Genomic DNA, 12,796 nt, shown 5'->3' with positions numbered 1-12,796 from the left:
TTAATTAATTAACTTACTAAAAGTAAGTTTAAATGATTAGTCCTAAAAATGCAAAAGAAATGTCTCGAATTCGAACTATTGTTTTTTAGTTGATTTTTTAAAAAAATAAGAATATAATGACCTGAGATATTTTAATACATAAACTTTCGTAAACATCGCCGGATGCTTGCGACTAAAGTGTTAATGAACAGTTCTTAGGCCATAGCTGAACTGTTTGTTGGCACTTTTTTTGTTTGGAAGGGAAGGAAAACAAGATGAGTAAAGCTTGGTTAAAAGTTATTTTTGGCGCTTTTTGTGAAGTGATTTGGGTCGTTGGCATGAAGCATAGTACAACATGGTGGGAGATTTTAGGGACAGTAATCGCAATCTTTATCAGTTTCTATGCGCTGATTAAAGCAGGAGAGGAATTGCCAGTCGGCACAGCCTATGCTGTATTTGTCGGCTTAGGTAGTGCTGGAACTATTGTAACAGATCATTTTTTATTCCACACACCTTTGGGTATAGGAAAAGTTCTTTTTCTGTTGCTGTTATTAATAGGTGTAATTGGCTTAAAAATGGTAACTGGAAATAAAGAGGAGGAAACAAGATGAGTTGGTTATACTTAGTCATTGCAGGCTGTTTTGAAATCTTTGGCGTAGGTTCAATTAAATTATTTACAACAAAAAAAGACTTACGTTCATTGTTAATTTTAATTCTAGCGTTTAGTGGTAGTTTCTTATTCTTATATTTAGGGATGAGACAATTGCCGATGGGCGTTTCTTATGCAGTTTGGACAGGAATTGGTACAGCAGGAGGCGCTATTTTAGGAATGCTCTTAGGTGAATCAAAAGACCTACGCCGGATATTTTTTATTTTTTTAATCATTGTTTCTGTGATTGGTTTAAAATTAATTGGTTAGAAAGCAAGAGAACATTGTTTGGATTATTGAAAGACCGGTGAGTAAAATTTAAAAAGAGACAGAACCAAATGCGGTGTTCTGTCTCAAAATAGCTTTTATTTTACAAGGTTACTATAACGTGTCGCAAATTCATTGTTGTAGGACTTGCCGTTGACATCTTGACCAACGTCCCAATTTGCAGACCAAGTCATTAAGCCACGGATAGGATTACCGTCTTTTGCTAACTGATCAAAAGTTTTGGCTACAGGGGTAGCCTCAACGACATAGCCGCTACCAGCAGCATCCCGATTTGCTGGTAAACCAAGGACTAATTTATCGTTTGGTATCTGTAGATAGCCGCGCGTGCCATGGATTAATGAATCAGACATATAATAGAGGAATTCGTATTTTAGAGCATCGTTGCTTTGAGCAACCCAAGTCATAATTTCATCGACCCAGACACCGTCGCCGCCTTGGTTATATAATTGTGGGGCAATGTAATCATAATAACCATTTAGGGAAGTAATGTATGTTTCATAAGCGGCACCAGGTTTTAAATAAGGGAATTCTGGCGCCATCGTAATGATGAAATTTTTTCCTTGTGCTCGATAATGGTCTTTGACTATTTTCAATGCAGCAGGGATGACGGTTTGGTTGTCGCCAGCAGTAATCGCCAATTGCTCTAAGTCAATGTCTAAACCATCAAAGCCGTATGTTTCCACTTGACGAATGATTTCATTCGCAAAGGCTTGTTCATCGCCTTTGACTAATTGGATATGTGCATCTGCTCCACCAAGTGCCAATAAAACTGCGCGACCTTGACTATTTAATTGTGCGACTTCTTGTCGGAAGGCAGTGTCTGTTTGGTTATAAGGCTTGAACGTAGGAATCCGTGTCGTGCCATCGCTTTTCATGAAGGAAACCGGTACGACATTGTAGGCTTGATTTACTTCTGAAAGGTTCAGTGATGCTGATGTTCCTTGTTTGTAACCATCGCGTCCTTTTGAGGCCCAGTTATGCCAATATCCAACCAACACTTTTTTGCCAGAGATATCTACCATCGTATCCGCAGCATCTGCAGAAGCTTGAGTAGGCGTTAACCACAAGCCAACTGCTACGGTTGAAAGAAGGAGAAAAGCAGGAATTATTTTTTTTAGCTTCATTTTTTGAGAACTCCTTTAATTTAGTTTTAGATGTGAGTATTTTTACTGAATGTTCACATCAATCGCTTGGTAAAAGGCGTTCACCGTATCACCAATGCCCCAGACAGCGTAAATGACATGATAACCTTTGCGGTCTGTCGGAATATTAATTGTTTGTTTAACAACTTTATTAGGAACTTCTTGTTTGCCGTCAATTGAAGCAATTTTGTCGAAGTTTTTAATGTCTAATGGTTGATTGGGATTCCAGCCATTTTTAGTAATATAGTAATCCCAAGAAGCAGTTCTATGTTGGGCAGTTAAGTTCCAAGTGATGTCAAGGGGACCTGTTGTAATGTTTGTTTTGTGCCAACGAGTAGCTGTTTGTTCATCCAAAGGTTCAAAACCTGAGACACCTGCACTGGCTAATTTACCAGTAATAAACGTATTTTTGGGAGCTTCGATACTTTGAGGTTCCCATTGTGCACGACCAACATTTGTATTTAAGTTACCACCAGCAGAACTACCAAAGAAAGCACGACTTCCAGGACTTGCTACGTAACCATGAGCCTCCGAAACAGTAGGGGCCAATGCAGCGCCACCTAAAACAAAACTAAAAGCCAGGACGATTGTTAATAAACTCTTTTTCACGAAAAAACCTCCTAAAAAATTATTTTGTATGCGATTACAGATAGGAATATAACATAATAATCTTTCGGATACAAATAATAAGAAATGTTATTTTTAAAAATAAAACAATATTTTTTAAGTAATATTAAGAATGTTTTTAAATAATATAAATAATAGTGTTTTTCAAAGTTTTGTTAATTTTTCATTCGGAATCGCAATTGAAGAAATCACGTGGTATACTTTTAAGAAGAAACAATGACACGAAAGTAGCCATTGGAAAAAGGAGATTATTTCGTGGGAAAAAAACATACATCCTCTTATGAAGTTGCCTACTATGACGGCGATTTTACTGGTGCAATGAAGATACCGGCTTTGTTAGCGGTTGTCATTAAAGTATCAGAAGAACAAACAGAATTACTAGGAAGAGATGCGGCTTATGTCGCTCAATTTGGTCTAGGCTGGGTCATCACCAATTATGAAATAGAGATTCACCGCTTACCAAAAGTTGGTGAAAAAGTAGCAATTACAACGCAAGCTATGAGTTATAACAAATATTTTTGTTATCGTAACTTTTGGGTTCATGATGAAGAAGGCAATGAATGTGTCTTTGTGAAATCAACCTTTGTCTTAATGGATCAAAAAAATCGGAAAATCAGTAGTGTGTTACCAGAAATTATTGCACCTTTTGATTCTGAAAAAATCACTAAAATTTATCGCCATGAAAAAATTGAAAAGGTCACAGAGGGGAACTTTTTACCTTATCGTGTGCGTTTTTTTGATATTGATGGCAATCAACATGTTAATAATGCGATTTACTTTAATTGGTTATTGGATGTGTTAGGGTATGACTTTTTAACAACGCATCAACCGAAAAAAATTCTTGTGAAATTTGACAAAGAAGTAGAATACGGCCAAGAAGTCGAAAGTCATTACGAAATTGTCGAACAAGAAAATCAGTTGAAAACGCGCCATGAGATTCGGATTGATGGTCAAACCTATTGTGAAGCGAATATCGATTGGACCAACTAAGTTAAGATGACGGTTTAGAAAATAAAAAGTTACGCAGAGGAGGAAGGACATGATTCGCTTAGGATTAACATCTTTTAGTGAACACGACTATTTAACTGGAAAAAAACGGGCCACGCTTTATGAATATGCCAGTCATTTACCACTAGTTGAAATGGACACGGCGTATTACGGGATTCCTCCCAAAGAACGAGTAGCTGAATGGGTCAAAGCAGTTCCCGAAAACTTTCGCTTTGTCATGAAAGTTTATAGTGGAATCAGTTGTCAAGGTGAGTGGCAAACCTATTATGCAAGTGAAGAAGAAATGATCACCGCTTTTTTAGAAAGTATGGCCCCATTAATTGAAAGTAAAAAATTATTTGCCTTTTTGGTACAATTTTCAGGAACATTTGGTTGTACGAAAGAAAATGTCGCTTACTTGCAAAAAATTCGTCACTGGTTTAAAGACCTACCCATCGCCATTGAATTACGAAATAATTCATGGTATCAACCAAACTTTGTAAAACAAATGTTGCAATTTATGAAAGAAAATCAATTTTCACTTGTGATTGTAGATGAACCGCAGATTCCTACGAATCCAGTGCCCTTTTATCCGTATGTAACGAATCCTAATCTCGTGCTCTTCCGGTTTCACGGACGTAATGCGGCTGGCTGGTTAGCCAATGATGCAGAGTGGCGAAAAAAAAGAACCCTTTATCATTATAATACGCAGGAAATCGCTGATTTAAGCGAAGCTGTTTTAAAAATGTCGCAAGAAGCCAAAGAAGTGGGCGTAATTTTTAATAATAATTCTGGCGGCGATGCCGCAGAAAACGCTCTACAGATGCAAAAAGTCTTGAATTTGAGTTACGATGATTTGAATCCAAAACAATTAGATTTATTTTGAGAAAGAAGGTAGCTGAATGTCTGAAAAGCAATCCCCTTATGAAATGGCTTGTGCATTCCACGAGGTTTTTAATCCACAACAACCAGAGCAACCAACTGCTTTTTCGCCAGAGTTAGCTAGTCGACGAGCAGAGTTTAAAGTCGAAGAACTTGTGGAATTTTTATATAGTGCTGCTAATAATGACCAAGTACTTTTTCAACAATTGGTCAACGGATTAAAAAAATCTGTCGATAAAGCAGAGCAGAAAGTCTTGGCGAAAGGCAAACCAGTATCTGATCCTTTAGTGGAGGAAGTGGATGCACTAGTCGATTTATTGTATTTTACTTATGGTTCGTTTTGCTTAATGGGCGTCAATCCAACAAAAATTATTGAAATCGTTCATCAAGCCAATATGGGGAAATTATTTCCAGATGGGCAGCCACATTATGATCCAGAAACAAATAAAGTATTAAAACCTGAAAATTGGGAACAAGATTTTGCGCCAGAAGCTAAAATTAAAGCGGAAATTCAACGCCAATTGAAAATTACTGAGACCAATGAAAAAGACGAATGAGAAAACTCATTCGTCTTTTTTATTAATCATGGAAGAACGTCCGATATAAGGCTTTGATGGCTTTTTCCTCTTGCTCTTTTTTGATACCAAACATAATACTTACTTCCGAAGATCCTTGGTTAATCATTTCTAAGTTGATTTTTTCTTTGGCTAACGCCATTGTACTTTCAGCAGTAACCCCAATTCGTTGGCGCATGCCTTCCCCGACAATCATAATCATGGAAAGGTGATGCGTGATGCGTAACTCATCAGGCGCTAAAACTTCTTGGAGTTGAGCCATCAGTCTATTTTCAATTTCAGCTGTTAACTGGTCTTCTCTTAAAACAATTGTGATGTCATCAATTCCTGAGGGCATATGCTCATAGCTTAAGGCTAATTTTTCTAGTACTTCTAAAAGCCGTCGCCCAAAACCTAACTCTCTATTCATTAAATACTTACTAATGTAAATACTTGCGAACCCTTGATCACTAGCAATTCCTACAACAGGGGCATGCTTCACTTTGCGAGAAGTGGTAATTAGGGTGCCAGGATGATGTGGGTTGTTAGTATTTTTGATAACGACTGGAATATTTGCGCGATAGGCAGGCATTAAAGCTTCGTCGTGGAGGACGGCAAATCCTGCATAAGCTAACTCCCGCATTTCTCTGTAGGTCAATTCTTGAATCGTTTGAGGCTGTTCAATAATTCCAGGATGGGCGACATAAATTCCGTCCACATCGGTAAAGTTTTCATACAAATCTGCTTGAACACCTGCGGCAACAATGGACCCTGTGATATCGGAACCGCCACGAGAAAAAGTACAAATTTCGCCGGCTTCTGTATAACCAAAGAAACCTGGAATAACCAAGATTTGTTGAGTCTCACGATAGACACTAATTTTCTCTAAAGCTTTTGGTAAAATGCGAGCATTTCCTGGCTCAGGTGTCACCAGGAGACCCAATTCTTTTGGACTAATGTAGCGAGCATCTAAGCCATTTTGCTTGAAAAAACTGGCAACAACTTTTGCATTATTGTCCTCGCCGCTAGCTAAAAAATAGTCAAATAAAAAAGCATTGTTTTCTTTTGGTAAAGTGGCTAATTGGCGAATCGAAATAGCAATATCAGCTAAAACTGCTTTATCCAAGTGTAATTCATCAAAAAGATCTTCATAACGACGAATGATGGCAGAAATTGTCGATTCAATTTCCTCATTATTTAAGTAGCGCTGATAGTATTGAATCAATAAATCAGTCACTTTAATATCTTGCGGGGTTCGCTTTCCAGGAGCGGATACAACGACAAACGTTCGGCGCGGCTCTTCCTTGACGATTTGTAAGACTTTCTGTAACTGTGGTGCTGATGCTAGCGAGCTACCGCCGAATTTAACTACGTTCACGTTTATCACTCCTGTTTTTAATTATTTTCTCATTTGTAGATTAGTAAAAGGATACCGAAAAACATTTAGAAAAGCAACCACTTATTTTCAGAAAGTTAGGAAATCATGAAAATATTTGTTCTTCATTTTTCCTTAAAATTTTGTTAAACTGTAAAGATATGAGTCGTAACGAAGGAGTTAAATAGTATGACAGAATCCAAAACTGCCATTATTTTTGATATGGACGGTGTCCTAGTAGATAGCGAAGCTTATTATTATGAGCGACGTAAAGCATTTTTAGCGGAATTTGATTTGACCATTGAGGGCCTAACCTTGCCAGAATTAGTCGGTGCAGATATGCGTTCATTATGGCAAAAGATTGAACAAGTCAACAAAAAAGAGCTAGATATTGCTTTTTTAAATGAACAATACATAGCCTATAAAAAAGCGCATCCGATAGATTATTTAGCTGTGCTTGATGAAAATGCGAAACGTGTTTTACAATTTTTAAAAAGACAAGGCTATAAAATCGGATTAGCTTCTTCTTCCACAAAAGACGCAATTGAAGAGGTTTTGACAGTGGGGCAATTAAGTAGTTATTTTGATGCGGTCGTGAGTGGGGAAGATTTCGAAGAAAGTAAACCGGCGCCGGATATTTATCTGCACACGTTACAAGAATTAGCTGTTGCGCCACAGGAATGTATAGCCATTGAAGATTCAGAAAAAGGCATTGCCTCTGCCAAAGAAGCTGGGCTAGAAGTTTGGGCGATGCGCGATGAACACTTTGGGATGGATCAAAGTCAAGCGGATGCCTTCTTAACACAACTAAGTGATATTTGTAAAAAAATTAGTGAAAATCGGATCGATGAAAGCAGTGAATCAACCCCTTCGTAAGAAGATCGCGGGTTTTCTTAAAAAAGTTTGTTATAACTAGTGAATGAATATACAGTTTGTGCTATAATTTTCTATAGGTATTTCTGCAAGAATGCCCTTTTTCAAGGGTCAGGAACAATAGATAACCGTGTGAAGAGAACAAACAACCTTTCTTTTATTATAGAAAAATTATCGGAGGAGCCAAAATGAAGAATAATTGGATTATCATTTTAGTACTAGTAATCGTTATTATTGCTGCGGTGCTATACTTAATTGGTTATTTTATGCGCAAAAAAAATCAAGAACAATTAGATGAATTAGAAGTTCGTAAAGAAGCCCTGTTTGACTTGCCAGTCTTTGAAGAAATCGATGACATTAAAAAAATGCATCTAGTTGGACAGAGTCAAAATAGTTTCCGTGAATGGAATCAACGTTGGGTAGAACTATCGACGCGTTCTTTCGCCGAACTAGAGAGTCAAATTTATGAAGTCGAAAATCAAAATGAAATCTTCCGTTTCATGAAAGCGAAGAAAGCAGTCGTGGAAGCGAATGAAACGATGACCGAAATGGAAGCCGAAGTGGAAGTCATTCGTAATGGCTTGAAAGAATTACGTGAAAGTGAAGAGCGCAATTCATTAGAAGTTCAAAAAGCTTTGGATGTCTATGAAGAATTAAGTAAATCACTAAAAGATGATAAAGCTAGCTTTGGTCCAGCATACTCCGAAATCCAAAAACAATTAAGAAACGTCGAAATTGAATTCACACAATTTGTCACACTAAATACATCGGGGGACCCAATCGAGGCTCGAGAAGTCCTAGAAGATGCGGAACGTCATACGTATGAATTGGAAGACTTAATGAAACGGATTCCACCAATGTATGAAGAATTAAATGAAACTTTCCCAGATCAATTAAAAGAAATCGAAGAAGGCTACAACCAATTATTAGCTGACGATTACGTGTTCCCTGAACAAAACTTTGCTGAAGAAATTCAACATGCGAAAAAACGTGTCGAGAATTCAATGGCTGATTTAGAGAAAACAGAGATTGCTGCAGTAGAGGTCGCAAATCGCGACACAGCAACGGCGATTGATGCATTATATGAAGTGATGGAACGTGAAATTGAAGCGAAGAAATATGTCGTGACCAATCAAAAAATTATTGACGATTATATTTCTCATTCCTTAAAAAATAACCGTCAATTAATGATTGAATTGGACCATGTATCACAAAGCTACACCTTAAACAACAACGAGCTAGGACGTAGTCGTGGCTTCCAAACGGAAATTGAAGAAATTATCCGCCGTCAAAAAGACTTGGAACCTCGAATGAAAGAACATACCGTTCCTTACTCTGAAATTCAAGCGTTCTATAAAGAATGCTATAAGATTTTAGATGATATTGAAAATCAACAATTAGAAATTGATGCTTCATTGAAAGAACTAAGAAAAGGCGAAAAAGTCGCCCAAGAAAAAGTCGACGAATACGAATTCCGTTTACGGAGTATCAAACGGTATGTTGAAAAGCAACGATTACCAGGTTTGTCTGCTGATTACTTAGAATTTTTCTATGTGGCAACGGATCGAATTGAAGATTTAAGCCGAGCCTTAAATAAAATGCGCATTAACATGGATGAAATCAATCGTTTGTGTGACTTATGCGAAGATGATTTAGAGTTATTAGATAAGAAAACAAAAGATTTAGTCAATGCAGCAGCTCTGACAGAACAAATGATGCAATATGCAAACCGCTATCGTCATACTCACGAGACCATCCGAGCGGCTTTAGATAAAAGCATGTATTTATTCTCGACAGAATTCCGTTATCAAGATGCATTAGATGAAATTGGAACGGCATTGGAAGCTGTTGAGCCAGGAGCGTTCAAGCGAATCGAAGATTTTTATTTTAAAAATATCAATAACCCTAATTTAACAGCAATTTAATTAAACAATCACTAAACAGAGGTTTGTCGACAGACAAGCCTCTGTTTTTATGGCGTGGTGGTGACTTGAAGTGATACTTTAGAAAGTATATAATGGGAAAGAATTTTAAAAAAGAAGGGTGACAAATGATTTATTTTGATAATAGTGCAACTACACCGATTTACCCCCAGGCTTTAGATACATATGTAAAAACCAGTCAGCGGATTATTGGCAATCCGTCTAGCCTACATGACTTAGGCAGCCAAGCGAATCGGCTCTTACAACAAGCACGGAAGCAGATTGCGGAGCTAATCAATGTTTCAGCAAATGAAATCTATTTTACAAGTGGCGGAACTGAAGGAGATAACTGGGTTTTAAAAGGAACGGCAATCGAAAAACGAGAATTTGGTAATCATATTATTATTTCTGCAGTGGAACATCCAGCAGTTACAGAAACAGCGGAACAATTAGTCGAACTAGGTTTTGAACTTTCTTATGCGCCAGTGGATAAAGAAGGTCGTGTAAAAGTCGAGGAACTACAGAAATTAATTAGAAAAGAAACGATTTTGGTTTCTGTTATGGCAGTGAACAATGAAGTGGGAACGATTCAACCAATTAAAAAAATCAGCGAGGTTTTAGCGGAGTTTCCTAAAATTCATTTTCATGTAGACGCGGTTCAAGCAATTGGGAAAGTTAATTACTCAGAGTGGTTAACGGATCGGGTGGATTTTGCAACGTTTTCTGCACATAAATTTCATGGACCACGAGGCATCGGTTTTATGTATTGGAAACAAGGAAAACGTTTAGCGCCGCTTTTAACAGGAGGCGGGCAAGAAAACAACCAACGCAGTGGGACAGAAAACGTACCAGCAATTGTGGCAATGGCCAAAGCGTTACGTTTGCATTTAGAGAACGAACAACAACGGCCGCAACATGTGGCGACATTACGGAGTTATTTATTAAAGGCGCTAGAAGAATTTCAAAATGTGACTGTTTTTTCACAAGATAATGAACATTTTGCGCCACACATTTTATGTTTTGCTTTGAAAGGGATTCGCGGCGAAGTGCTAGTCCATGCATTGGAAGAAAAACAGATTTATATTTCTACTACGAGTGCTTGTTCTAGTCGGAAAAAAATGGCTAGCAGCACCTTATATGCCATGCATGTGCCAGGGGAATTAGCGACTTCCGCTGTGCGCATTAGTTTAGATGAAAGCAATACAATGGCAGAGATTGAACAATTTATGATTGTTTTCAACCAACTTTATCAAAAATTTTCTCGTGTAAATTAATAAAAAAATAAGTCGGAGCCTAGAAATAGGCTCCGACTTATTTTTGCTCTCTTTATCGATTGAAGCGGTAGCCACTTCCCCAGAGTGTTTCAATTGGAGAGTCAGAAAGATTGGCTTTTTTTAATTTTTCCCGAATCCGTTTAATGTGAACAACGACAGTCGAAACCTCAGTATCTAAGGCATCAAATCCCCAGACACTTTCAAAAAGTTCTTCTTTATTCCACACGCGATTAGGATGTTCCATCAAGAAAACCAACAATTTGTATTCTTTGCTTGTAAAAATAACTTCATTTTCTAAAACAAACACTTTGTGGGCGGCAGTGTCGACAGCGATTTCATTGATTTTTAGTAATTGTGGTGGTTGTTCTGCTTTGCTTAGCAATTGATAACGGTTCATATGGGCTTTTGCTCGAGCGACTAATTCATTGGGACTAAACGGCTTGATTATATAATCATCAGCACCTAAGCCAAGCCCACGAATTTTATCAATATCTTCTTTTTTAGCCGAAACAATCATGATCGGCGTTTGCTTTTTTTTCCGAATTGCACGACAGATTTCAAAACCATCCATAGTTGGCAGCATCACATCTAAAATAATTAAATCAAAGGGCTCATTTAAAGCTGCTTCCAATCCTTTTTTTCCATCATGTTCGATTGTGACAGTCATATCATTAATTTCTAAATAATCTTTTTGCAAATCAGCAATGCTTGGATCATCTTCAATAATTAATACATGTGGTTTCATTTTTCATCCTCCAACAACGGCAGCGTAATTATCACGTTGGTGCCGTCTCCTTTTTTACTTGTGACAGTGATTGTTCCCTGATGATAGTCAATAATTTGTTTGACAATACTTAATCCCAAGCCGCTTCCTTTAACTGTTGGGGTTCGAGATTTGTCTACACGATAGAAGCGTTCGAATAAATAAGGTAATTCTTTTTTATCGATACCAATGCCGTTATCTGTAATGGTTAAAACTAAGTCCGTTTGATTATGCGTTAAAGAAATCGTAAAGGCTAGTTGCTCTTTAGTGGGATCCGCAAATTTAATGCTATTTTGAATTAGATTGGTAATCACGCGATTCATCTGCGTTGGATCCATTTGAACGTATAAAGCTTCGGTGGGAAGTACAGAAGTGATCACGAGTTCTTGTTCCAAACGGTATTCTTCAAGAATATGTGCAATAAAACGAGTGAAATTGGTCTTTTCCATTGTAAAGACAGCACGGTCTAGGTCTAATTTAGAATACAAAAATAATTCTTCGATTAAATCATTGAGGCCTAAACTTTTTTCATGAATGACCGTTAAATAGCGCTGTTTTTTTTCTTCGGTATTGGCAACACCATCCATCAAGCCTTCAACGTAACCAATGATAGAAGTAATTGGTGTTTTTAAGTCATGAGAAATATTTGCAATTAATTCTTTCCGATTAGCTTCATATTTTTCGCGTTCCGCATTGGCTTCTTCTAAATCTTGCCACATTTGTTCAAAACTAAGTTGGAGCTGTTTGACTTCCGTTGAGACGGTTTGGTGGCTAGTTGGTGTAAATGGATTTTCTTTTTGGGCATCCTTACCCAATGTTTTAGTCGCTTTTTCTAATGCTTCTAATGGCTCGATAGTGGTTTTGGTTAAGCGCTTATTAATGAGCCAAGCTGCCGCAATTGCTACAAGGATAATTAACAAAATCATCCAGATAATCCAGCGTGTGAAGAATTCAAAAAGGCTGCTTTCGCGTTTCAAGACAATAAAGCTCCCGTTAGAACCATCTAAATAATGAAAATCGGATTTGACATAATGATATAGACGCCCTGCATTATCCAGTGTGCCAGTTGGCATAATATTATTCATTTCGTAGTTTGGAATATGTACAGACAAAGATTTTTCTACTAAATTATCCGAATAATAAGGAAACCGTGCATTCTTTCGAATAATCACACTTAATCCTTTTGCCTCAATTGTTTGAATCGTTTCCTTTAATTCTTTACTCAAAGGCGTATCTAGTAATTTCGGTGACTTTTTTAACAATTGATCTAAGGCCAAATAACTTTCTTCTTCGTTAGCGGTCAATGGTCGTTGCTTATTCATCATTCGGTAAGCTTGGGGCAAACTGGGGACAGTTCCTAATGTGATGTAAGAAGCTAAGGATAAAACAGCTAAAACAGAGGCTAAAGTAATAATGATGGCACTAATATAAGAAATAAAAAAGCGGCGTTTAATGGTCAAAAGCGTCCCTCCTAGTGGTTT

13 protein-coding genes are annotated in these 12,796 nt (G+C 37.4%); 8 read left to right on the top strand and 5 right to left on the bottom strand.

Going from position 1 to position 12,796, the window contains the following annotated elements; all coding sequences use genetic code 11:
* The first annotated feature begins 233 nt into the window (after positions 1-233).
* Complete coding sequence (locus IGI97_RS12460) at positions 234-590, top strand: DMT family transporter (protein ID WP_438738729.1); 357 nt, start codon at positions 234-236, stop codon at positions 588-590.
* A complete protein-coding gene (locus IGI97_RS12455; protein WP_002355223.1) occupies positions 587-898 on the top strand; it encodes a DMT family transporter in 312 nt (103 codons plus the stop codon). The genes IGI97_RS12460 and IGI97_RS12455 overlap by 4 nt, the downstream gene beginning before the upstream one ends.
* A gap of 95 nt (positions 899-993) precedes the next feature.
* Here IGI97_RS12455 and IGI97_RS12450 read toward each other — a convergent pair whose 3' ends face one another.
* Together IGI97_RS12450 and IGI97_RS12445 are read right to left on the bottom strand one after the other, a co-directional pair.
* On the bottom strand, positions 994-2,040 hold the full coding sequence (locus tag IGI97_RS12450) for a chitinase (protein ID WP_002364979.1): 1,047 nt from the start codon (positions 2,038-2,040) through the stop codon (positions 994-996).
* Between the two features lie 42 nt (positions 2,041-2,082).
* The gene (locus tag IGI97_RS12445; protein ID WP_002355225.1) at positions 2,083-2,667 is read right to left on the bottom strand and encodes a lytic polysaccharide monooxygenase; all 585 of its coding nucleotides are present in this window, start codon (positions 2,665-2,667) and stop codon (positions 2,083-2,085) included.
* A gap of 273 nt (positions 2,668-2,940) precedes the next feature.
* On the opposite strand from IGI97_RS12445, the gene IGI97_RS12440 reads away from it, so the two are divergent.
* Genes IGI97_RS12440 through IGI97_RS12430 form a run of 3 tightly spaced genes read left to right on the top strand, consistent with a single transcriptional unit; the run spans position 2,941 to position 5,111 of the window.
* Positions 2,941-3,675: an acyl-ACP thioesterase domain-containing protein gene (locus IGI97_RS12440; protein ID WP_002355227.1), complete on the top strand. Its 735-nt coding sequence runs from the start codon at positions 2,941-2,943 to the stop codon at positions 3,673-3,675.
* 49 nt (positions 3,676-3,724) lie between these two features.
* Positions 3,725-4,558 carry a DUF72 domain-containing protein gene (locus IGI97_RS12435; RefSeq protein ID WP_002358361.1) on the top strand — a complete coding sequence of 278 codons (834 nt, stop codon included), beginning with the start codon at positions 3,725-3,727 and terminating at the stop codon, positions 4,556-4,558.
* Positions 4,559-4,574: 16 nt separating this feature from the next.
* Positions 4,575-5,111, top strand: coding sequence for a haloacid dehalogenase (locus tag IGI97_RS12430; RefSeq protein WP_002383648.1), 537 nt, complete (start codon positions 4,575-4,577; stop codon positions 5,109-5,111).
* A gap of 22 nt (positions 5,112-5,133) precedes the next feature.
* On the opposite strand, the gene IGI97_RS12425 is transcribed toward IGI97_RS12430, so the two are convergent.
* On the bottom strand, positions 5,134-6,486 hold the full coding sequence (locus IGI97_RS12425; protein WP_202452762.1) for an aspartate kinase: 1,353 nt from the start codon (positions 6,484-6,486) through the stop codon (positions 5,134-5,136).
* A 186-nt stretch (positions 6,487-6,672) separates the two neighbouring features.
* On the opposite strand from IGI97_RS12425, the gene IGI97_RS12420 reads away from it, so the two are divergent.
* From IGI97_RS12420 to IGI97_RS12410, 3 genes are all read left to right on the top strand, one after another.
* Positions 6,673-7,359, top strand: coding sequence for an HAD family hydrolase (locus IGI97_RS12420; protein ID WP_002355232.1), 687 nt, complete (start codon positions 6,673-6,675; stop codon positions 7,357-7,359).
* A gap of 185 nt (positions 7,360-7,544) precedes the next feature.
* On the top strand, positions 7,545-9,281 hold the full coding sequence (ezrA, locus tag IGI97_RS12415) for a septation ring formation regulator EzrA (protein WP_002385382.1): 1,737 nt from the start codon (positions 7,545-7,547) through the stop codon (positions 9,279-9,281).
* 125 nt (positions 9,282-9,406) lie between these two features.
* Complete coding sequence (locus IGI97_RS12410) at positions 9,407-10,552, top strand: cysteine desulfurase family protein (protein WP_128704939.1); 1,146 nt, start codon at positions 9,407-9,409, stop codon at positions 10,550-10,552.
* 52 nt (positions 10,553-10,604) lie between these two features.
* On the opposite strand, the gene IGI97_RS12405 is transcribed toward IGI97_RS12410, so the two are convergent.
* Positions 10,605-11,297, bottom strand: a complete 693-nt coding sequence (locus IGI97_RS12405) for a response regulator transcription factor (RefSeq protein WP_002355236.1) — start codon at positions 11,295-11,297, stop codon at positions 10,605-10,607.
* Entirely contained in the window at positions 11,294-12,637 is a 1,344-nt protein-coding gene (locus tag IGI97_RS12400) for a sensor histidine kinase (RefSeq protein WP_002385380.1), read from the bottom strand. The genes IGI97_RS12405 and IGI97_RS12400 overlap by 4 nt, the downstream gene beginning before the upstream one ends.
* Positions 12,638-12,796: the final 159 nt, after the last annotated feature.

The organism is Enterococcus sp. DIV2419 (assembly GCF_051711865.1).
In the GTDB taxonomy this organism is placed as follows: Bacteria; Bacillota; Bacilli; order Lactobacillales; family Enterococcaceae; genus Enterococcus; species Enterococcus faecalis.
This window is presented reverse-complemented; position numbering and strand designations above follow the sequence as displayed.

Bases quoted from the DNA above. Each gene is read 5' to 3' on its own strand.
- IGI97_RS12455 (WP_002355223.1), top strand. From the start codon at position 587: ATGAGTTGGTTATACTTAGTCATTGCAGGCTGTTTTGAAATCTTTGGC.
- IGI97_RS12450 (WP_002364979.1), bottom strand. From the start codon at position 2,040: ATGAAGCTAAAAAAAATAATTCCTGCTTTTCTCCTTCTTTCAACCGTA.
- IGI97_RS12435 (WP_002358361.1), top strand. From the start codon at position 3,725: ATGATTCGCTTAGGATTAACATCTTTTAGTGAACACGACTATTTAACT.
- IGI97_RS12430 (WP_002383648.1), top strand. From the start codon at position 4,575: ATGTCTGAAAAGCAATCCCCTTATGAAATGGCTTGTGCATTCCACGAG.
- IGI97_RS12420 (WP_002355232.1), top strand. From the start codon at position 6,673: ATGACAGAATCCAAAACTGCCATTATTTTTGATATGGACGGTGTCCTA.
- ezrA (WP_002385382.1), top strand. From the start codon at position 7,545: ATGAAGAATAATTGGATTATCATTTTAGTACTAGTAATCGTTATTATT.
- IGI97_RS12410 (WP_128704939.1), top strand. From the start codon at position 9,407: ATGATTTATTTTGATAATAGTGCAACTACACCGATTTACCCCCAGGCT.
- IGI97_RS12405 (WP_002355236.1), bottom strand. From the start codon at position 11,297: ATGAAACCACATGTATTAATTATTGAAGATGATCCAAGCATTGCTGAT.
- IGI97_RS12400 (WP_002385380.1), bottom strand. From the start codon at position 12,637: ATGAATAAGCAACGACCATTGACCGCTAACGAAGAAGAAAGTTATTTG.